Source organism: Actinomadura rayongensis, from assembly GCF_009831215.1.
GTDB lineage: Bacteria > Actinomycetota > Actinomycetes > Streptosporangiales > Streptosporangiaceae > Spirillospora > Spirillospora rayongensis.
On the sequence record NZ_WUTW01000002.1, the window covers coordinates 1,177,669 to 1,197,781 of the forward strand.

21 protein-coding genes, 1 tRNA gene and 1 pseudogene are annotated in these 20,113 nt (G+C 73.4%); 10 read left to right on the forward strand and 13 right to left on the reverse strand.

Going from position 1 to position 20,113, the window contains the following annotated elements; genetic code table 11:
* Position 1: 1 nt before the first annotated feature.
* Positions 2–1,027, reverse strand: coding sequence for an adenylate/guanylate cyclase domain-containing protein (locus tag GQ466_RS14785; RefSeq protein ID WP_161103414.1), 1,026 nt, complete (start codon positions 1,025–1,027; stop codon positions 2–4).
* A gap of 33 nt (positions 1,028–1,060) precedes the next feature.
* On the opposite strand from GQ466_RS14785, the gene GQ466_RS14790 reads away from it, so the two are divergent.
* On the forward strand, positions 1,061–1,879 hold the full coding sequence (locus tag GQ466_RS14790; RefSeq protein ID WP_237417875.1) for a MerR family transcriptional regulator: 819 nt from the start codon (positions 1,061–1,063) through the stop codon (positions 1,877–1,879).
* 1 nt (position 1,880) lies between these two features.
* On the opposite strand, the gene GQ466_RS32340 is transcribed toward GQ466_RS14790, so the two are convergent.
* Positions 1,881–3,605: an RNA polymerase sigma factor gene (locus GQ466_RS32340; protein ID WP_161103415.1), complete on the reverse strand. Its 1,725-nt coding sequence runs from the start codon at positions 3,603–3,605 to the stop codon at positions 1,881–1,883.
* 137 nt (positions 3,606–3,742) lie between these two features.
* A complete protein-coding gene (locus tag GQ466_RS31600) occupies positions 3,743–4,264 on the reverse strand; it encodes a SigE family RNA polymerase sigma factor (protein ID WP_337193473.1) in 522 nt (173 codons plus the stop codon).
* A gap of 288 nt (positions 4,265–4,552) precedes the next feature.
* On the opposite strand from GQ466_RS31600, the gene GQ466_RS14805 reads away from it, so the two are divergent.
* Together GQ466_RS14805 and GQ466_RS14810 are read left to right on the forward strand one after the other, a co-directional pair.
* Positions 4,553–5,488: a hypothetical protein gene (locus tag GQ466_RS14805; RefSeq protein ID WP_161103417.1), complete on the forward strand. Its 936-nt coding sequence runs from the start codon at positions 4,553–4,555 to the stop codon at positions 5,486–5,488.
* Positions 5,482–6,309, forward strand: coding sequence for a MauE/DoxX family redox-associated membrane protein (locus GQ466_RS14810; protein ID WP_161103418.1), 828 nt, complete (start codon positions 5,482–5,484; stop codon positions 6,307–6,309). The genes GQ466_RS14805 and GQ466_RS14810 overlap by 7 nt, the downstream gene beginning before the upstream one ends.
* Positions 6,310–6,412: 103 nt before the next feature.
* On the opposite strand, the gene GQ466_RS14815 is transcribed toward GQ466_RS14810, so the two are convergent.
* Complete coding sequence (locus tag GQ466_RS14815) at positions 6,413–7,594, reverse strand: ATP-binding protein (RefSeq protein WP_446678597.1); 1,182 nt, start codon at positions 7,592–7,594, stop codon at positions 6,413–6,415.
* Between the two features lie 224 nt (positions 7,595–7,818).
* Positions 7,819–8,826 carry a pirin family protein gene (locus GQ466_RS14820; RefSeq protein WP_161103420.1) on the reverse strand — a complete coding sequence of 336 codons (1,008 nt, stop codon included), beginning with the start codon at positions 8,824–8,826 and terminating at the stop codon, positions 7,819–7,821.
* A gap of 144 nt (positions 8,827–8,970) precedes the next feature.
* On the opposite strand from GQ466_RS14820, the gene GQ466_RS14825 reads away from it, so the two are divergent.
* Positions 8,971–9,429 (forward strand): MarR family winged helix-turn-helix transcriptional regulator, encoded by a 459-nt coding sequence (locus GQ466_RS14825; RefSeq protein WP_161103421.1) that lies wholly within the window; start codon positions 8,971–8,973, stop codon positions 9,427–9,429.
* Between the two features lie 3 nt (positions 9,430–9,432).
* Here GQ466_RS14825 and GQ466_RS14830 read toward each other — a convergent pair whose 3' ends face one another.
* On the reverse strand, positions 9,433–9,837 hold the full coding sequence (locus GQ466_RS14830) for a hypothetical protein (protein WP_103561156.1): 405 nt from the start codon (positions 9,835–9,837) through the stop codon (positions 9,433–9,435).
* Positions 9,838–9,964: 127 nt separating this feature from the next.
* Between GQ466_RS14830 and GQ466_RS14835 the strand changes: the two genes are divergently transcribed.
* Both GQ466_RS14835 and GQ466_RS14840 read left to right on the forward strand, forming a co-directional pair.
* Complete coding sequence (locus GQ466_RS14835) at positions 9,965–10,705, forward strand: M15 family metallopeptidase (RefSeq protein WP_161103422.1); 741 nt, start codon at positions 9,965–9,967, stop codon at positions 10,703–10,705.
* An 87-nt stretch (positions 10,706–10,792) separates the two neighbouring features.
* Positions 10,793–11,506 carry a C40 family peptidase gene (locus GQ466_RS14840; protein ID WP_337193474.1) on the forward strand — a complete coding sequence of 238 codons (714 nt, stop codon included), beginning with the start codon at positions 10,793–10,795 and terminating at the stop codon, positions 11,504–11,506.
* 18 nt (positions 11,507–11,524) lie between these two features.
* Here GQ466_RS14840 and GQ466_RS14845 read toward each other — a convergent pair whose 3' ends face one another.
* The 5 genes from GQ466_RS14845 to GQ466_RS14865 are packed head-to-tail and all read right to left on the reverse strand — an operon-like array spanning position 11,525 to position 16,793.
* Positions 11,525–12,379 carry an alanyl-tRNA editing protein gene (locus tag GQ466_RS14845; RefSeq protein WP_161103423.1) on the reverse strand — a complete coding sequence of 285 codons (855 nt, stop codon included), beginning with the start codon at positions 12,377–12,379 and terminating at the stop codon, positions 11,525–11,527.
* 49 nt (positions 12,380–12,428) lie between these two features.
* Positions 12,429–13,451, reverse strand: a complete 1,023-nt coding sequence (locus GQ466_RS14850) for an isopenicillin N synthase family dioxygenase (RefSeq protein WP_161103424.1) — start codon at positions 13,449–13,451, stop codon at positions 12,429–12,431.
* Positions 13,439–14,464 (reverse strand): adenosine deaminase, encoded by a 1,026-nt coding sequence (add, locus tag GQ466_RS14855; protein ID WP_161103425.1) that lies wholly within the window; start codon positions 14,462–14,464, stop codon positions 13,439–13,441. Before add ends, GQ466_RS14850 begins: the two co-directional genes overlap by 13 nt.
* Entirely contained in the window at positions 14,461–15,405 is a 945-nt protein-coding gene (locus GQ466_RS32780; RefSeq protein ID WP_161103426.1) for a 2-oxoglutarate and iron-dependent oxygenase domain-containing protein, read from the reverse strand. Before GQ466_RS32780 ends, add begins: the two co-directional genes overlap by 4 nt.
* A complete protein-coding gene (locus GQ466_RS14865) occupies positions 15,402–16,793 on the reverse strand; it encodes a purine-cytosine permease family protein (RefSeq protein ID WP_161103427.1) in 1,392 nt (463 codons plus the stop codon). Before GQ466_RS14865 ends, GQ466_RS32780 begins: the two co-directional genes overlap by 4 nt.
* Positions 16,794–16,897: 104 nt before the next feature.
* On the opposite strand from GQ466_RS14865, the gene GQ466_RS14870 reads away from it, so the two are divergent.
* A complete protein-coding gene (locus GQ466_RS14870; RefSeq protein WP_161103428.1) occupies positions 16,898–17,488 on the forward strand; it encodes a helix-turn-helix domain-containing protein in 591 nt (196 codons plus the stop codon).
* 32 nt (positions 17,489–17,520) lie between these two features.
* Positions 17,521–17,610, forward strand: a tRNA-Ser gene (locus GQ466_RS14875).
* Between the two features lie 128 nt (positions 17,611–17,738).
* Here GQ466_RS14875 and GQ466_RS31605 read toward each other — a convergent pair.
* A pseudogene (locus GQ466_RS31605) lies at positions 17,739–17,909 on the reverse strand (helix-turn-helix domain-containing protein); the annotation flags it as partial.
* A 19-nt stretch (positions 17,910–17,928) separates the two neighbouring features.
* Positions 17,929–18,156, reverse strand: a complete 228-nt coding sequence (locus tag GQ466_RS14885; RefSeq protein ID WP_161103430.1) for a hypothetical protein — start codon at positions 18,154–18,156, stop codon at positions 17,929–17,931.
* Between the two features lie 128 nt (positions 18,157–18,284).
* Here GQ466_RS14885 and GQ466_RS14890 point away from each other — a divergent pair, with 128 nt between their 5' ends.
* Positions 18,285–19,634, forward strand: coding sequence for a helix-turn-helix domain-containing protein (locus tag GQ466_RS14890; protein ID WP_161103431.1), 1,350 nt, complete (start codon positions 18,285–18,287; stop codon positions 19,632–19,634).
* Complete coding sequence (locus GQ466_RS14895) at positions 19,631–20,104, forward strand: hypothetical protein (RefSeq protein WP_161103432.1); 474 nt, start codon at positions 19,631–19,633, stop codon at positions 20,102–20,104. The genes GQ466_RS14890 and GQ466_RS14895 overlap by 4 nt, the downstream gene beginning before the upstream one ends.
* Positions 20,105–20,113: the final 9 nt, after the last annotated feature.

Sequence of the window (20,113 nt, forward strand, 5' to 3'; positions counted from 1 at the left end):
GTCAGGACCGGGCCGTCCGGCGGCGCACCACGCGCGGCCGGACCTTCCCGAGGCCCTGGACCGGACGCGACCGCAGCGTCGACACGTCGTAGCCGGCCGCGCCCTTGATCGCCCGCGCGAGCTGGCCGTCCACGACGACCGTGCCCGGGTAGGCGATCGCGGTGAGCCGCGCGGCGAGGTTGACCGGCGTGCCGAACACGTCGCCGAGCCGCTGGAGCACCTCGCCGTAGGCGATCCCGACGCGGACGCGCGGGAACGACGGGTCGGTGTCGCACAGCTCGGCGATGCGCAGCCCGATCTCCACGGCCGCCGCCGGGTCGGTCGCCGCGTACAGCACCTCGTCGCCGAGCGTCTTGATGACCCGGCCGCCCTGCTCGGCGATCACCTCGGCGGCGACGCGCTCGAACCGCTCGACGAACTCGGCCAGCTCGCCGCCGTCCATGCGGCGGCTCATGCGGGTGAACGACACGACGTCCGCGAACCCCACGGTGAGCTGCGACACGCCCACCGTGGGGTCGGCGGCGGCCGGGCCGACCGTCGCGGCGGCGGTGCGCAGCGCGGCCTCGGCGAGCTGGCGGCGCCAGCCGTGCAGCATCAGCCGCTCGAACGCCGGCTCCAGCTCGCTGGTCGCCTCCAGCGCCACGCTGACGATCTCGGCGGTGATGGGCTCGTCCTCGGGCCATTCCTCGCTCAGCCGACGCACCCAGACGTCGGCGAGCCAGCTCGCGAGCCGTCCCATCGTCTGGCCGACGGCGCGGGAGAGCTGGACGACCATCTCCTCGTCGACCAGGTCGTTCTCCAGCAGCTTGCGGATCTCGCGGAGCGCGTCGACGTCGCCGTCGGTGAAGGCCGTCTCGTCGTCGGGCGGGGTCGGGAAGCCGAGCGCCTGCCAGATCCGGCGGGCGTACTCCTCGTCCACGTCCGCGAGCGCCTCGACCTCCTTGCGCGTGTAGCGCAGGGGGCCGCCGAGGAGCGTCTCCTCGATGGGGATCTGCGCGGTGAGGCCGGGGACGTTGGATTCCGCCATAAGACAACCCTTAATGTGTCATCGGACGATGTAATGATTGTGCCGAAGGGCGATCCCGACGGTCAAGAAGACGAGTGCGGGCAGGGCATGGGCGACTACCGAATCGACGAACTGGCCCACGCGGCCGGAAGCACGGTGCGCAACATCCGCGCCTACCAGGACCGGGGCCTGCTCCCACCGCCCCGGCTGGAGGGACGCGTCGGCATCTACGACGACTCCCACCTCGCGCGGCTGCGCCTCATCGGCAAGCTGCTCGGCCGCGGCTACACCGCCGCGATCATCAAGGACCTGCTGGGCGCGTGGGAGACCGGCAAGGACGTCGGGGAGGTCCTCGGGCTGGAGAAGGTCCTCACCGACCCCTGGTCGGACGAGCTGCCCGGGGCCGTCACGGTGGACGAGCTGATCGACCGGTTCGGCGCCGGGCTGGACCCGTCCTACGTCGCGCGGCTGCTGGACCGCGCGCGCGACCTCGGGCTCATCGAGCCGGACGGCGACCACTACCGCGTCCCGAGCCCGCGCCTGCTGCACGTCGGCGCCGAGCTGGTCGCGGCCGGGATCCCGCTGGACGCCGTCCTCGACATCGCCGACCGGATCCGCGCCGACTGCGCCGTCATCGCCGGACGGTTCGTCACGCTCGTCGAGGAGCACGTCTTCACCCGGCTCGCGGACGGCGAGAACCCGTCCGGCGAGGAGGTGTCGGAGCTGGCCGCCGTCGTGCAGCGGATGCGGCCCCTCGTCCGGATGGTCGTGGACCCGTTCATCGCGCGGGCGATGGAGGCGCGCGTGGAGGCGTCCCTCGGCGACCGGCTGGAGCTGATCCGCGACCATCTGGGCGCCCCCGCCGACGGGTGACTCACAGCAGCGAGGCGCCCCACTCGACGGCGACCTGGTGCAGCGCGCCGCGCGCGTCCGCGAACGTGACGGTGGCCTTGCCGGGAAGGTTCAGCAAACCCGTCTGCAGGGTGACGGTCAGCGCGCCGGTGCCGCCGTCGGCCAGCGTGCCCGCCGCCGGGGACAGCGTGAGCTGCTCCGACGACGCCACGCCCTGCCAGCTCACCGGACCGCCCGTCGCGTGCAGCGTGATGCGCGCCGTTTTCGTCCCGTACAGCTCGACCTTCGCCTGGTCGACGCGCAGCGTGCCGTCGCGCGGCCCCGGCGCGCCGGACGGACCGCCGCCGGGCGGACCGCCGCCGGGCCTGCCGGGGCCCTGCTCCGGCGTGTCGCTCGGCGTGCCGCTCGCGCCCGGGGTCAGCGGCGGGGCGCCGGCGCGGAGCCTCGGCGCCCGCGCGGTCGGCTGCGGGGTGGGGCTGCCGGTCGTCCCGCCGGACGGGCCGACGGTCGTGCGCGGCGTCTCCTTCGGCCTGCCCGGCGGCCAGTACGTGGTCGTCCCGGCGATGCCCGGGCCCATCAGCAGCACCGCGACGACGGCCGTGACGAGCGCGCCCAGCATCCCGCCGCCGGTGAACAGCCAGCGGCGGGTGAACGGCGAGGTGACGTCCGGCTGCGTCGGCATCCCGTCGGGCGTGAGCGTGCCGCCGCGCGCGGCGATGTCGGCGCGGTAGCCCGCCAGCTCGGGGTCGGTCGCGGTGTGCATGAAGCGGTGCCGCAGCGACGCGGGCAGCACCGGCGGCGCCGGCGCCGCGAGCCCGGCGGGCCCCGTGACGGGACGCGGATCACGCGCCGCGAGCACCGCCACGGAGTCCTCGTCGTCCTCCGCCAACACGGGCAGCGCCCCGCCGCCCGACCCACCGGCCTCGCCGGACGCACCGCCGACCGTGGCACCGGGCCTGCCGGACCGCCCAGCAGGATCACCGGGCAGCGCGGCGGGATCGCCAGACCGCGCGGCGGGCTCACCAGACCGCGCAGCGGGCTCGGCGGGCGGTGCAGCGGGCTCGGCGGGCAACGCGCCGAACGCGTCGGCAGGCGCATCGCCGGGCGGCGCGGCGGGGCCGCCGGGCGACGCGGCGGCGGGCGGTGCGACGGTGTCGGCGGGCGGTGCGGCAGCGGAAGGTGCGGGCGACGCGGCGGCGGGCGGCGCGGCGGCGGACGCGGCGACGGCGGCGGGCTGCGCGTCGGGCGCGGGGGGTTCGGTGGTGGCGAGGTGGGCGCGGGCGTGGTCGAGGCGGGTGCGGACGCGGCGGAGGCTCACGCCGGTGGCCGCCGCCGCGTCGGCCGGGGTCAGGCCGTGGCGTTCGGCGAGGACGATCAGTTCCTGGTCGGCGGGGTCCAGGTCGGCGAGGGCGGCCAGGAGGGCTGCGGCGGCCGGGGCGGCGTCGGGGAAGGTCGGCGTGCCGGTGACGTCCTGGCGCAGGCAGCGGCGGCGGACGGCCCCGTAGAGCCACGCGCCGAGGCCGACGCGGACGGTGCGCATCCGGGGGGCGCGGCGGCAGGCGTCCACGAACGCGTCGTGGACGACGTCGGCGGCGGTGCGGCGGTCGCCCGTCAGCGACGAGGCGTAGTCGAAAAGGCGCTCGGCGTAGGCGTCGTAGAGGTCGCGGAGAGCGCGATCGTCACCTTCGTGCAGGCCGTGGACCAACCTCCGGTCGGCCGCCGCGTCGAAGGGGGACCACCTCGGCATACGTGCTCCCCGGCACCGAAATGGGACCGCCCCGCGAAGGGCGCTCCTGTCCGTCGGACAGTGATACACCCTCACGGCCCCCGCGCACCACCAGATGGCCCGAAATCGGGCTATTCAGTCGATCTTCCGGGGCCGGGTCAGTGGCGCGCGGTGCTGAGGACGGTGTCGTTGCGCGTGTCGTCGCGCATGTCGTCGCGCAGGCGGGCCATCGCGCGGGACACCGTGCTCTTGACCGTTCCGACGCTGACGCCGAGCAGGGCGGCTACCTCGTGCTCGGGACGGTCCTCGTAGTAGCGCAGGAACACGGCCGTCCGCTGCCGTTCGGGCAGGCGCCGCAGGGCGCGGCCGAGGGCGTCGCGCAGGTCGCAGCGCGGCGCGTCGTCGGCCACCGGGCGCTCGGGCACGTCGCCGGACGGGTGGACGTCCAGCCTCCGGCGGCGCCGCCACCAGGAGATGTGCGTGTTGGCCATCGCGCGCCGCACGTAGCCGTCCACCGCCGCGCGCGAGCCGATGCGCTCCCATGCGAGGTAGGTGTCGGCCAGCGCGGCCTGGAGCAGGTCCTCGGCGTCCTCGCCGGCGATCCGCGTCGCCGCGCGCAGCAGGGCGGGACGGCGCGCCGCGACGTACGCGCGGAACTCCTCGTCCGTGGTCTCCCTCACGTCACCCGATTCCCCGACTCGCGTCCGGTTGCGAAAGCACGTCCCGTCGCTTGTCAGCGTGGCACGATGATCGTTGTTCCGGTCCCAACAGAACGCGGTATTCGGCTCAACCGGTGGAAAATCCTTACCCGTCGGCAAGGAATTCTTATCCCCGGCACGACGTATACCGACAAATCCGTCGACAGGTAGGGTCACAGGGCGTGACGCTTGACTCACAGCACTAACTACGGTGGGAGACCCTGCAATGCCTCCCGTCGCAGCCGCCCCGCCTGGAAGCCGGAGCCCCGCATGCACCATCCGGAAGCCGCGCGGCGCCGTCGCCGTGCCGCCGTCCTCGGCGCGCCGCCCGACAGCGCCGGTCCCCCCGCACGCCCGGGCGCCCATGCCGGGACCGTGCTCGACGCCAGTCCCCACCTGCTGGTCCTCGCCGTCCCCGGCGGCGAGGTCCGCCTGCCGCTCAGCGACACCACCGCGATCTGGCACGGCGACCGCGCCGGGCCGGACGTCCTGCGCCCCGGCCGCAGGGCCGTCGCCCGCCCCTACCGGGGACGTCCCGGCACCGAACGCGTCTGGATCGACGCCGCCCGCGTGACCGGCACGATCACCGCCGCCACGCGACGCTCCGTGGACGTGGACCTCGGCCCCCATCGCGGGACGACGACCGTGACGATCCCGGAGACGGTGTACGACCGGATCCGCGTCCGGCACCCGCGCCTGGAGCCCGGCTACCTGTTCGACACCGTGTGCGTGAGGACGCCCGACGGCCCCCGCGCCGTCGCGCCCGGCACGTCCCAGCCCGGCTACCGCGCGGACGCGCTGACCGCGCCCGAGCCCGACGCGTCCGTCCCCGGCGAGTCGCACGGCACCGCCACCTGGTTCGACGGCGGCGACGCGCCCGGCGCCGCCTACCCGGCCGTCGACCCCGAGGGACGCGCGGGCGGCTGCGCGGACGCGCCGCGCGGCTGCGTCCCGCTGCCGCTGCTGTCGATCGGGAGCGGCCTGACCGTCCACAACGCCTGCACAGGCCGTACCGCCCGGATCCCCGTCACCGAGTGCGGCTGCGTCGCCGCGCGGTTCTGCGACCGCTGCGTCCAGTGCGGCACCTCGCCGCGCGGCCGGCTGGTCGAGCTGACGCCGGTCGCGTTCGCCGCGCTCGGCGGCGACCTGGAGACGGGGTGCTTCAACGCCGTCCTGCGCCATGACAGGGGGACCCGACGATGGTGACCGCGTTCCAGAACACCCAGGTGCTGCTGCTGTCGTTCGTGCTGCTGGCCGCGTGTCTGGCGAAGCTGGCCGTCCGGCATCCGGCGCCCGCGCACGACCACGTCCACGGCGTGCCGCTGCCGGGCTGGCTGCCGCAGGCGACGCGGTTGGACAGCCGTCCGTTCGCGGTCGCGGTCGCGCTGGTGGAGGGCGGGCTCGGCATCGCGCTGCTCGTGACGTCGCAGTTCTCGGTCCGGCTGGTGACCGCGCTGGCGTTCGCGGTGGCGACGTGGACGGTGAGCGAGTTGCGCGTCCGGCGTCCCGACGCGGGGTGCGGCTGCTTCGGCGGGCTCAGCGCGAAGCAGGTCGACCGGCGGACGGTCGCGCGCGCCCTGCTGTTCACGCTCGCCGCCGTGGCCGCGCTCGGCGCGCCGCGGGCCGGGTTCGCGTGGCTGCACGACGCGCACGCGACGGTCGGGCTGGCGCTGCTGGCCGTCGAGGTGGCCCTGTTCAGCCTGATCTCGCCGGAGGTCGCGACGCTGTGGGAGAAGCGCGCGGCGTGGCGGATCCGGCGCGAGGACGAGCCCTGCGACCGGCGGCACAGCCCGCTGGCGGAGACGATGCGGACGCTGCGCGCCAGCGCCGCGTGGTCCGCGCACGAGGACACCGTGGTCAGCGCCGTCCCGCTGGACGTGTGGCGCGAGGGCTGCTGGCGGTTCCTGGCCTACCGGGCGGTGTCGGACGGACGTCCGGCCGAGCTGATCTTCGCGGTGTCGACGGCCGCGCGGGGGCGCCGGGTGCGCGTCGCGATGGTCCCGGCGGAGGAACCGGCGCTGCGCTGATCGGGTTTTCTATCGCTCTCTAGGGAAAATCCAAGAGTCCGTTATAGGTGGATGACGAGCGACGGTGTCTAGCGCTCGTCCTAGAAACGGGTAGAGAGGCGAATCAGGCGGGCTGGGCCCGGAGGAACTGGCCGAAATGCGGCACGGTGAACGCCACCAGGCCGCGTTCCGCGCTGTAGATGAGGCCCTTCTTGATCAGGCCGTCCCGGGCCGGCGACAGGCTGGACGGCTTGCGGCCCAGCTCGCTCGCCACCGCCGCCGTCGGCACCGGGTCGTCCCCGAGGACGGCCATCGCCCGCATGTAGTCGCGCTCGGCGGGCGTCGCGCGCTCGTACCGGCTGCCGAAGAAGCCGACCGCCAGCTCGCTCTCGGCCTCGGGCGCGGCGACGCGGATGTCCTCGGCGGTGATCGGGGTGTCGGGGGCGACGTCCCAGACGACCTTCGCGTACGCCTGGACGAAGTAGGGATAGCCGTCGGCCGCGCCGTACAGGGCGTCCAGCGCCTCGGGGGTGAACGTGACGTCCTCGCGCTCGGCGGGGGCGAGCAGGGCGAGATCGGCCGATTCCCGGTCGAGCCGGTCGATGCGCGCGTACCGGAACAGCCGCTCGGAGTAGGACTTGCTCGCCGACAGCACGGCGGGCAGGTGCGGCAGGCCCGCGCCGACGACGATCAGCGGGCCGCCGTTCTGGGACAGCTCGTGGCACGCGGCGCAGAGCGCGGAGACGTCGTCGGCGGGGACGTCCTGCATCTCGTCCACGAACAGCGCGATGCCCGCGCCGACGTCGGTGGCGACGGACGCGGCGTCCACGAACAGCTCGGTGAGGTCGATCTCCAGGTCGCCGGAGTCGGCGCGGCCCCGGGACGCGGGGACGTCGATGCCCGGCTGCCAGCGGTGCGCGCGGGCCTTCGTCCGGCCGTCCTCCTCGCCCGCCTGCGCGAACGCCTTGAGCACGCCGAGGAACGCCTCGATGCGGTCGGGCGCGCGGTGCCGGGGCGCAAGCTCGCGGACGGCCATGTGCAGCGCGGACGCGACGGGCCGCCGGATCGACTGGTCCGGCCGGGCCTCGATCTTGCCGGTCCCCCAGAGCCGCTGGATCGCCATCGACCGGAACGTGTTGAGCAGGACCGTCTTCCCGACGCCGCGCAGCCCGGTGATGATCATGCTGCGCTCGGGACGACCGCGCGCCACGCGTTCGAGGACGACCTCGAACTGCTTCAGCTCGCGGTCGCGGCCGGCGAGCTCCGGGGGGCGCTGGCCCGCGCCCGGTGCATAAGGGTTGCGCACGGGGTCCACGGTCTCGGACTCTATGAGGCGGTATAGCTGAGGCCGTAGATTTGCGTAGAAATCCCTGCGGCGTGTCGCGCGTGCCCGGCAGCGGACGAGTTCCATCGGACACCTCCCGCGCCCGTCGAACGAATGTTCGAGACAGTAGCGCACGGGCGTCCGCCCTGTCCCCCGTCCGGACGGAAAACTCCGACATTCTCCGTCCGGACGAGGGCCGCCCCAGGTCAGAGGGCCTGGTCGGTGGCCGAGCGGTGCGGCAGCTCGGCGGCGGGAACCTGGCCCATCCGCCCGGCCTGGAAGTCCTCGAACGCCTGGACGATCTCGTCCTTGGTGTTCATGACGAACGGGCCGTACCGGGCGACCGGCTCGCGCAGCGGCAGGCCGCCGAGGATCAGGATCTCCCAGCCGTTCTTGCTGCTGACCGGCTGCGTGTCGGCGGCCTGGACGACGATGCCGTCCTGGTCGCCGGCGTGGTGCGAGCCGCCGAGGACGGCGAGCCGCCCCTCGTCCAGCGCGACCTGCTCGGCGCCGACCGTCCCGCGTCCGGACAGGACGTAGACGAGCGCGGTGAAGTCGCGCGGCCAGGGCAGTTCGAGCCGCGCGCCCGGCGCGACCGTCGCGTGGACGTAGTTGATCGGCGTGTAGGTGACGCCCGGGCCGTCGAACCCGCCGACCGAGCCCGCGATGACCCGGACGAGCGACGCGCCGTCCGCCGAGGACAGCAGCGTGACGTCGCCCGCGCGGATGTCCTGGTAGCGCGGGTCGACCCACTTCTGGGCGCGCGGCAGGTTGACCCAGAGCTGCACGCCGTGGAACAGGCCGCCCTTCGCGACCAGCTCCGGCGGCGGCTGCTCGATGTGCTGGATGCCGGACGCGGCCGTCATCCACTGCGTGCCGCCGTCGGCGATGCGGCCGCCGCCGCCCGTCGTGTCCCGGTGCTGGAACGCGCCGTCGATGATGTAGGTGACGGTCTCGAACCCCCGGTGCGGGTGCCACGGCGTGCCCTTCGCCTCGCCGGGCGCGTACTCGACGGCGCCCATGTGGTCGAGGAGCAGGAACGGGTCGGCCAGCGGCAGGTCGACGCCGGGGAACGGGCGGCGGACCTGGAAGCCCTCGCCCTCCAGGTGCTTCTGGGCGGTGACGACCTTGGCGACGCGGCGCCAGCCGGTGGTCGCGTCGGGGAGCTTCGGCAGGCGGGGAAGGGTGAGCGTGTCGGCGGTGACGGCGGGCATCTCGGCTCCTCGGGGTCGGTGTCGTGATCGCGTCAACCTTGTTGAAATCTCAACTATTCCCGCGGGCGAGGATCACGTAAGCTGCGTGACCGAGCGTATCCCAGAAGTGGTTGAAGCTTCAATCTGTTGGCTATACTCCGTTCCATGACCGAACCCCGCTGGCTGACCGCCACCGAGCAACGCTCGTGGCGCGCCTACGTGGACGGCAGCGCGCGCCTCACCGAGCTGATGGACCGCGACCTCAAGACCCGCCACGGCCTCTCCGTCTCCGAGTACGAGATCCTCGTGCGGCTGTCCGAGGCGCCCGGCCGTTCGCTGCGCATGGCCGAGCTGGCCGAGCACGCCAGCCAGTCGCGCAGCCGCCTGTCCCACACCTGCGCGCGGCTGGAGGGCAAGGGCCTGGTCCGCCGCGAGGACTGCCCGAGCGACCGGCGCGGCGTCATCTGCCTGCTCACCGACGAGGGCTTCGCCGCGCTCGACCGCGCCGCCCGCGACCACGTCGAGGTCGTCCGGACCTACCTCGTGGACGTCGTGGACCCCGCCGACCTCGACGCGATCGGCCGCGCGTTCGACGCCGTCATCAAGCGCATCGAGGCCGGCTAGAGGCTAGAACAGCAGCGGGCCGAGGCCGGTCAGGAAGCCGACGGACACCAGCGTCAGGAACACCCAGGACGCCATCATCCCCAGGCCGAACGGCCGCCACGCGCCGCCGACCCGCCACATCAGCAGGCCGCCGACGCCGAACGCCACGAGCAGCAGCACGACCGTCTGCGGGACGAGCGTCGCGCGCACCGAGTTCATCAGCGGCGCCCACATCACGACCGCGTCCACGAACAGGAACGTCGCGAACCCGGCCGAACCGGGCCACAGGTCCCGGCCGGACGGCAGGCGCGGCGGGTCCAGGCGCAGCGGGAGCAGCGGACCGTCGGCCGGTTCGGTCTCGACCTCGCCCGCGACGGCGAAGATCTCGTCCTCCAGGCTCGGGGGCTCCCCGTTTCCGGGATTCGTCACGTCCGGCTCCTCAAAATCCCCGATTCGCCGCTCGTCCCAAAACACTCGCTGTGGACACTTCCCTGACTCGCACCGTAGCGAACCATGCCTCCCGCGCGCAGGGACCCCGCCGTGCCATCCTGCTCGGATGCCAGGGAGAACCCTGCTGCGCACCGCAGCCTTCATGACCGTGTTCGCCGTCGCCGCGACCGCATGCGGCCAGGACAAGGACGGCGGGAACGGGTCCACCGCGTCGGCGACGCCGCCGACCGCGACCGGGACGCCGTCGTCCGCGCCGTCGCCGTCGGCCACACCGTCGGCGGGATTCCGCGCGTCCGTCCACCGGGTGACGGCGGCCGATCTGCCGCACTCGTGGCACAAGGGCTGCCCGGTCGGGCCGTCCGGGCTGCGCCGGATCGACATGACGTACTGGGGCATGGACGGAAAGACGCACGACAACGGGCAGCTCGTCGTCAACGCCAAAGTCGCCGACGACATCGTGACGGTGTTCCGCAAGCTCTACGACAACCGCTATCCGATCCGGCGCATGGAACTCGTGGACGTCTACAAGGGCAGCGACTTCGACTCGATCGAGGCCGACAACACCTCCGCCTTCAACTGCCGCAACGCGACCGGCTCGGGCTCCTGGTCGCAGCACGCCTACGGTCTCGCCGTCGACATCAACACCTGCGAGAACCCGTACGTGACGGCGGGCGGCGAGGTCGCGCACAAGCACTGCGTCAAGTACAAGAACCGCGACAACCGCGACCCGGGCGTGATTCACGACGGCGACAAGACCGTCCGGGCGTTCGCGTCGATCGGCTGGGGCTGGGGCGGCGTCTGGAACGGCGCCCGCGACTATCAGCACTTCAGCAGCAACAGCCGCTGAGAATGGCCGCGCCCGGTCACGGGTGGGCCTACCGGAACGCTCGGCGGACGGGCAGGCTCGGACTCCGGACGTTCACTGGAGCCCACCGTGACCTACACAACGGACGCCGCGATCAGGGTCGCCGAGGGCGAGATCGGCTATCGCGAGAAGCCCGTCAACGACACGAAGTACAACCACTGGCTCGGGGCCATCGAGGGCAGTTACCGCTACGCGTGGTGCGCGAGTTTCCTGTCCTGGGTCGCCGACCGCGCCGACGGACGCGCGAACACCGACTATCCGCGCACCGCCGGCTGTTTCACCGCCGTGGACTGGTTCCGCGGCAAGGGACGGTTCGGCTCGTCCCCGCACGTCGGCGACTGGGTCTTCTACGGGCCCGGCGGCGGGACGCACGTGGAGATGGTCGTCGCCGTCGGGTCGAGCACCATCACGACGATCGGCGGGAACACGTCCGGTTCGCTGGACGGCGAGTATTTCAACGGCGACGGCGTCTATCGCAAGAACGTCGACCGCGGTTCCGGCCGGATCTACGGCTACGGCCGTCCCGGCTACGCCTCGAACTGGACGGAGAACGCCGTGCGGAAACTGCCGACCCTGGCGAAGGGCGCGAAGGCCGACAACGAGCATGTGCAGACGTTGCGCGGGCTGCTGCTCGCGCGCAGCCATCCGGAGATCGCGACGGTCGAGGGGCCGTTCGACGAGGCGGTCGAGAAGGCCGTCCGGGGCGTCCAGAAATGGGGAAAGGTGACCGTGGACGGCGTCGTCGGGCCGGTGACGTGGAGCGTTCTCCTGCGCGTCCACTGACCGTTCACCTGACCCGTCTCAGGCGGTTCGGGTCTCGACCACCAGTTCGTCCTGGGCCAGTTCCAGCGTGACCGCGACGCGGCCGAGTTCGCCGAGGTCGTCCACGTGGGTGCCGCCGCAGGGCAGGCGCGCGACGCCGTCGGGGAGGTCGCAGCGCCACGTCCGGGGCGCGGTCAGCTCCGCGTTCGGCGCCTCGACCGCCACCGGCGCGCGGGACGCGATCCAGCCCGCGAGCAGCGACTCCATGTGCCCGGCGATCTCCGGGAGGGCGTCGGCGAGGCCGTCCGTCGTGAAGCCCTTCCGGCGCAGCGACCGGCCGAGGCGGTAGGTGTCGACGCTGCCGCCGGGGACGATCCGGGACCGGGTGATCGCGAGCCGGTCGAAGTCGGGGCGGCCGAGGCCGTCCGGCGGCGCGTCCTTGCGCCACCGGCCGGCGAGCGCGGCGTTCAGCGCGAGCGCGGTCAGATGGCACGCGGTGTGGCCGGTGGAGAACGCGCGGCGGCGGTCGCCGTCCACCATCAGCCGGATCTCCGCGCCCTGCGGCACGCGCCGCTCGACCACGTGGACGACGAGCCAGTGCCAGTCCGGATCGCCGCGCTTGACCGGGATGTCCGCGCCGACCAGCACGTCGCCGCCCGTCGCCGGGACCGCTCCCGTCACCGAGTCCACGACCTTCAGCTCCAGGCCGTCGCTCTGGAGCAGGCCGACGTCGCCGGGCTGGTCGGGCCAGAACGGGTCCAGCGGGTGGAAGGGGGTCTCGTCCACGACGATGCCGCGCCCGCCGTCCACCGGCAGGCTGGCCACCACGGTGGACCAGCCCGTCACCGCTCCGGCCGGGAAGGTCACCCGCGTCGATCCCTGGATCTCCCCCACCCGTTCGACGCTAGCAGCCCGTCTCGCGCCGTTTCGGCGGGACCTCCCGTCATGCTCCGGCGAGCCGCGCGGCCTCCCGTCCGGCGGTCGCGTTCAGCTGCCGGCCGCGCGATCCGGCCAGCTTGGCGTGCAGGTGCTCGCCGACCGTGACCGGCTCGTACGCGGCGGGACGGTCCTCGGTGACGCAGCCCGGCAGGCACGCGATGACGGCGTCGACGTCGCCGTCGTGGAAGTAGGCCGCCGAGCGGCGCGGGACGAGCCGTCCGTCGACGCGCGGTGGCGCGACGCGGTGCATCGTGGAGATCCACTGGTCGTTCGTCCAGCGGGCGAGGGCGTCGCCGAGGTTGACGAGCAGACCGTCGGCGCGCGGCGTCACCGGGTGCCAGCGGCCGTCGAGATGGATCTCCAGACCCGGCACCGGGTCGGCCCACAGGACGGTCACCATGCCGTAGTCGGTGTGCGCGCCCATGCCCTCCTGGTCCGGCTCCAGCTCCACGTCGGCGGACGGCAGCCGGTAGTTGTTCATCCGCAGCACGTCCACGGGGTGCTGGGCGAACGCCGCGAAGTAGTCCTCGCCGAGCCCGAGCGCACGGCCGAAGATCCGCATCATGACGCGGGCGACCGCGCCCGCCTCGGCGAACCAGCCGGTGACGGCCGCCTCGAACCCCGGGACCTCGGCGGGGTAGACGTTCGGCGCGTAGTCGTCGGCGGGCAGGTCCACGCCGGGGAAGTCCGCCGCGGACGTGCCGATGTTCATCGCCTCGAACAGGTCGGCGGCGCTCGCCAGGCCCAGGCTGCCGCGCAGCGCCTCGGACTTCGGCGGGCTGTACCCCCGGTTGACGCCCGGCGGGCAGCGGTAGGCGTTCTTCACGTCGAGGTCGAGGGCGAAGAAGGCGTCCATGGCCGCGGTGAAGGCGCGCAGCGCGTCCGGATCCGCGCCGTGCCCGACGAGCTGCATGAACCCGACCTCGCGCGCGGCCCGGTCCACCTGCCGGGCGATCTCGTCGCGTCCGTCGTCGCCGGGAGCGCGGAAGGCCGACACATCGATGGTCGGGACGGTCAGTTCACGCATGGGTCCTCCTTCAGTGCGGCGTCCACGCGGGCGCGCAGGGCCGCGCGGTCGGTGTCGTCGAGCCAGCAGGCGTCCACGGCGTGGCCGAGCATCCGGCGCAGCGGCGCGGGGTCATAGCCCAGCGCCGGGCCGAGGACGCGCAGGTCGTGGGTGGGGTCGGTGCCGAACATCGGCGGGTCGTCGGAGTCGATCGTGACGGCGAGCCCCGCGTCGAGCATCTCCACGATGCGCCGGTGCGTGCCGTCGCCGCTGCCGGAGTAGCGGCCGATGTCGGAGCTGACGGGCGTGCACGTGAACGGAACGCCCTCGTCGCGGCAGCGCGCGGTCATCGCCGCGTCGGTGACGACGTGGTAGCCGTGATCGACGCGGGTGCAGCCGAGGTCGTCCAGCAGTGTGCGGATGTTGGCCGGCGGGCCGGACTCGGAGTGCGCCGTGCGGTGCAGTCCGGCGCGTCCGGCCAGCGCGAACGCGTCGCGGAACCGCTCGGGCGGGCCGTTGACCTCCGCGTAGTCCAGGCCGATGCCGATGACGTGCTCGTCGCGGTGTTCGATGACGGTCTCGACGAGCCGCCGGCCCTCGTCGGCGTCGCGCTCGCGGTGGAGGGCCACGATGAGGCGGCAGACGACGCCGTGGTCGGTCTCGGCGTCGCGCAGCCCGCGCACCACGCCGTCCAGCATGACGGGGTAGGGCGTGTGCGGGTGCGCGGGCGGGGAGAGGAACATCTCGCGGTAGAGCACGTTGTGGCGGGCCGCGAGCGCCAGGGTCTCGTAGGTGACGCGGTGGAAGTCGTCGGCGTCCCGGACGACCTCGCCGACCGTGTCGTAGACGCGCAGGAACGCGTCGAGGTCGGCGTGGGCGTCGACGTCGTAGACGTCGCGGCCCGCGGGCAGCGGGACGTCGTGCTTGCGCGCCAGGTCCACGACGGTGTCCGGCGCGACCGAGCCCGTCAGGTGCAGGTGCAGGCTGATCTTCGGGATCCGCGCGGCGAAGGCGTCGTACTCGGCGGGCGTCATGCGACGGTCGCGGCGTCGGCGCGTTCGCGCAGGTAGGACGCGACGGTCACGGGCGGGTAGGTCCGCTCGCCGCCCGGCAGGGGTTCGACCACGGTGTCCACGTCGGCCTCCAGGAACAGGATGAGCGAGATCAGCTCCTCGTCCGGCGCGCGGTCGGACGGCGGCAGCACGCGGTGCCGGGTGGAGCGCCAGCGGTCGCCGGTCCAGCGGGCCATGAGGTCGCCGATGTTGACGGTCAGGGCGTTCTCGACGTGCGGCGCGTCCTCCCATCGGCCGTCGACGGTCGCCACCTGGAGGCCGCCGTAGCCGACCTGCCGGTCGAGGATCGTCAGGACGCCCCAGTCGGTGTGCGGGGCGATGCGGAACTGGCCGTCGCGGGCCGGGCCGGTCTCGCTGAGCGGCGGGTAGCGGTTCAGGTTGAGGGTGAACGGGGACCGGCGCGTGCGGTCGACGAACCAGGATCGTTCCAGGTCCAGCGCCGCGGCGCACATTTCGAGCAGTTCGGTGTAGACGGTCCAGAGCGCCGCCTCGTACGCCGCGCAGAGGACGCGCAGCTCGGGCACCTCGCCGGGCCAGACGTTGCGGGCGAACCAGACGTTGTCCACGCCCGGGTCGCCGGTGCGGAACGCGCGGCCGGCCGTGAAGCTCTCCTTGAGGTCGGCGCGCGTCCGGTCCGCTTCGGCGCCGTAGTAGGCGTTGGCCTCGCGGCCGGGCGGGATCCAGCCGCGTCCGCCGACGGCCGTGGCGTACGCGGCCTTCCGGTCGGCGGGCAGGTGGAAGAAGCGCCGGGCGGCGGCGCGGACCTCCGCCGCGAGCGTCGGGTCGACGCCGTGGCCGTCGACCAGGAGGAAGCCCGATTCCCGGAGAGCCTTGTCCAGCTGCACGGCCAGGGAAGTGTCACCGTCGCGCCAGCGGCGCAGGTCGATGAGCGGGATGTTCACGCGGTCGTCCCTTCGGTCGCGGCCCGGACGCTCGTGCGGGCCAGCAGGAGGTAGAGTCCGCCGCCGACCAGGAGCCCGGCCGGGACGCTGAGGTCGAGACCGCCCGCCGCCTTCGCCAGCGGGCCGACGTACACGCTCGTGTTGATCCACAGCGCGGCGGCGGCCATGCCGCCGAGCTGCGCGAGGATTCCGTGCCGGTTCCAGGGCCGTCCGCCGTGCAGGTCGGCGGAGTCGTACCGCGCGCGGCGCAGGAGGAGATCCGTCACGAAGATCGCCGCCCAGGGCGCGAACCAGATGATCATGAACAGCAGGAAGTCGCTCAGGACCGTGTTGAAGTCGCCGGAGTAGACGACGGCGAGGCCGATCGCGGCGCAGATGACACCGTCCAGCGCGACCGCCTGCCAGCGGCCGATCGGGACGCCGAGCGCCTGGAGCGTCACGCCCGACGAGTACAGGTCGACCGCGTTGAGCGCCGTCATCTGCGCGATCACGAAGACCAGATACGGGACGGCGAACCACAGCGGGTAGGCGTTCGGCAGTCCGCTGACCGGGTCGTTCGCCGCCGGGACGACCAGTGCCGCGCACGCGCCGACGACCATCAGCAGCGTCTGCGGGATCGCGCCGCCGAGCGTGACGGCGGCCACGATGCCCCGCTTGCTGGTGTCCTTCGGGAGGTAGCGGGAGTAGTCGGGCGCGTTGGCCGTCCAGCCGAGACCGGACCCGCTCGCGGTCAGCGCGACGCCGCCGAGGAACGCGACCCACCCGGCGGGCGCGGTCGCGGCGTGGTCGAGCCGGTCGGCCGTCAGCCAGGCGAGCACGCAGAACAGCGCGGCGAACGGCACGACCAGCAGGTGCAGCGCCCGGGTGATCGCCGCGTGGCCGATCAGCGGCAGGACGCTCTGCACGACGGCCAGCACGAGGACCAGGGCGGCCTTGCCCGGTCCGTTGACGTGGACGCCCGCGAGGTCCAGCAGCGCCGTCGCCGCGAGGACCATCAGGACCAGGTCCAGCACCTCGTAGCCGACCTGCATCGTCCAGTTGAACAGGGCGATCGGGCGGTTGCCGTGGTGGCCGAACGCGGCGCGGCTGACGGCGAACGTCGTCGTCCCCGCCGCCGGGCCGGCGAGGCTGGCGACGCCCGTGACGAGCCACGTCAGATTGCCGAGGGCGATCGCCAGCAGGCACTGCCACCAGTTGAGCCCGAACGAGACGAGCAGCGCGCCGTACACGACGACCTGGACGTTGAGGACGACGCCCGCCCACAGGAACCCCAGGTGGCGGGGCCTGCCGCGGCGCTCGTCGTCGGGGACGCGTTCGATTCCGCGCTTCTCGATGCCGGATCTGGACGGCGGTGGGACGGCGATCGGTTCATCGGACACAGAGACCATCGGGCATACTCCTGGACAAGCGACCCCGTCTGATTGCTGACAGCAATCAAGGTGCGCCACGTGATCGCCGAAGACAATCGTTTCCTGTAAAGGTTGTGTGAACTGTGGAGCCGAGCGCGGGCAACGAGGCCGCCCTGAACGCCCGGATCGGCTCCACCATCCGCAGGCTCCGTGAGAAGTCCGGGCTGTCGATGCGGGAGCTGGCGCGGCGGGCCGGGATCAGCCAGCCGTTCCTCAGCCAGATCGAACGCGGGGCCAGCGCGCCGTCGATGGTGACGATCTACCGGCTGGCCGAGGCGCTCGGCGTGCTGCCCGGCGCACTGCTCCCCGCGCCCGGGACGGCGTCGGTGCAGGTCGTCCGGGCGTCCGAGGGCCGGAAGCTGCCGGTGTCGGGCGAGCCGAACAGCGCGGTGGGACGCGCCCTGCTGATGCGCCCCGACACCACGCTCGAAGTGATGGAGTACCTCATCGAGCCGGGCCAGTACCTGGAGGAATGGTTCAGCCTGCGCGGCGACATGGCCGTGTACGTGGTGACGGGGCGGCTCGACGTCGAGGTGGAGGGCGCGGGCACCTGGCGCCTCGGCCCCCGCGACATGATCTCCCACAACGCCGAGCTGCGGCACCGCTGGTTCCTCGTCGGCGACGAGCCCGCGCACGTGGTCCTCGCGGTCGTGCACCCGTCCGACGGCCAGTGAACCCCCCGGCTTGCTAGGGTGTTCAGCGCTCTGGAGGCTTCGCATAGTGGACGAGTGCGACGGTCTTGAAAACCGTTGAGTCGGTAGCCCCGGCTCCGTGGGTTCGAATCCCACAGCCTCCGCTTCAGTCGGGGCGCAGCGCCTGGACGGCCGCGTCCGTGTCGCCGCCGAAGTACGTGTGGACGACGGCGTGCAGGATCGCCCGGGCGTACGGGCTCGCGTCGGGCGGCGCCGGGAAGCGGCCGAGGTCGAGCAGGCGGTGGATCTCGTCCGCGTGGTAGCGGCGGTGCCCGGACGGCAGCGTCACCGGACGCAGCGTCCCGGTCTTGGCCCAGCGCGTGACGGTCTTCGGGTCGACGCGGAGCAACTGCGCGACTTCGGCCGGGGTATAGAGAATCGGTTGTTCGGGTTTCTCGGTCATGGTGGCTTTCCGGTTCTCGTCATCCGCTGTTGCGGTGAAGGTGTTGGGGGACGCGCGCCTTTTCGTCCTCGTGCTTCATGAGGGCGATGAGCCCGTCGCGGTCGGCGGCGACCACGACGTACAGGAGCCCGGCCTGCTCCTCGGCGTAGGTGAGCGGGCGGCGCAGGATGCACCGCCACGTCCCGTCGCGGGCCATGTGCGGCTCCTGCCACCGTCCATTCCGGCCGGACTCGGCTGCGGTTTCCACGTTCGGACCTCCGTTTCCTGAGACGTCCTTCAGTTTTGCGCCCGAACGGTTAGCGTGGGAGATGTTGACCCCCGTTGAGGTGGTGAGTCATCGCCCGCTCAACACCGATCTCCGGTATTAGGTGGACCATGACGACATTCCGGGATCTGATGCGCCGGCTCATGGCCGAGCAGGGATTGTCGGTGCGCGAAGTGGCGAGGCGGGCGCCCTACGACCCCGGGTACGTCTCCCGGGTCGTCAACGGGGTCTGGGGGCCGTCGCGGTCGTTCGCGCTGCGCGTCGACGCGGTGCTCGGCGCGGACGGGCGGCTGGCCGCGCTCGGGCCGCAGGAGCCTCCGGACGCGGCGTCGCCGGACGCCTGGACGCCGCACGACGTCGTCGGCGAGGCGCGGCGGCTCGCCGACGTCGACCTCGCCGGGCCCGACCGCAGGCCCCGGCCGCGTCCGCGCGCCCTGGACGGCCCGGACCTCACCGAACGCCTCGAACACTGGATCAGCCGGCCGGAGCCCGCGCCGTCCGCGCCGCGCGGCACGGTCGGCCCGGACGAGGTCGAGCGGATCGAGGCCGGCGCCCGGCTCCTGCGCCGGTGGGAGTCGCGGCACCGGCTCGGCGTGCGGCGCAAGGCGGTCGCCGGGCAGCTCGCCGAGGTCGCCGGGCTGCTCGCCGTCCCGCAGGACCGCGCGGTCACCGGACGGTTGTTCCTCGCCCTCGCGGAACTGGCCAAGGTCGCCGGGTCGATGGCGTTCGACGCCGGGCGCCACCCGGTGGCCCAGGAGTACTACCGGCTCGCGGTCCGGGCCGCGCACGCGTCCGGGCTGCCGCGCGGGCGGCTGCTCGGCGCGCACGTCCTCGCCGCGCTGGCGCGCCAGCAGCTCGACCGGGACCAGCCCGGCGACGCGCTGGACATCGTCCGGCTGGCGTTCGACGGGGCCGGGGCCGACGCGCCGGCGCAGCTGCGCGCGATGCTCCGGACACGGGAGGCGTGGGCGTACGCCCGGACGGGCCGCGTGCAGGCGTACCACCGCGCGGTCGGGCTCGCCGCGGAACAGCTCGACGTGGCCTCGGACAACGTCCCGTACTTCGTGCGGTCGTTCGACCGGGCCGAGCTGGCGGGCACGGTCGGCGCCGGGTACCGCGGTCTCGCGGCCGTCCGGGCCGCCGCCGGCCTGGACCACCGGACGCTGACGGCGCGCTCCGTCCACCACATTTCCACCGCTTTGGAGCTGCGGCGACCGCAGCAGGAGCGCAACCGCGCGTTCGACCTGATCGGGCTCGGCCGGTCGTACCTGCTCGCCGGGGAACGCGAACGGTCGGTCGCGGCCGTGCGGGAGGCCGTCGCGCTGTGCGACACGATCCGGTCCGGCCGCGCCGAGCAGCGGCTGCGGAGGTGGCGCGCCGAGGCCGCCGCGTACGCGGACGCGCCCGTCGTCGCCGCGATGCGCGCGGACCTCGCCGAGCGGAGCGGGGAGAGCGCATGAGGATCGGGGTCAGCGGCCACACGAACATCACGCCCCCGACGTCCGACCTGGTCGCCCGGGCGCTGCGCGACCTGCTCGCCCCGCACGCCGACGTGACCGGCGTGACGTGCCTCGCGCGCGGTGCGGACCAGGTGTTCGCGCAGGTCGTGCTGGACCTGGGCGGACGGGTCGAGGTCGTGCTCCCGGCGCGCGACTACCGGGCCGCGAAGGTGAGGCCGGACGATCTCGCCGTGTTCGACGGCCTGCTCGGGCGCGCGGCGGTCGTCCGGTACGCGCCGTTCGCGACGTCCGGCGACGCGGCGTACATGGCGGCGTCGGAGCTGCTCGTGGGGTCGGTGGAGCGGCTCGTCGCCGTCTGGGACGGGCGTCCGGCGAGCGGGCACGGCGGGACGGCCGACGTCGTCACGCACGCCCGCGCCGTCGGTCTTCCGGTCGACGTCGTGTGGCCGGACGGCGCGGCGCGGGACTAGAGCGCGCGT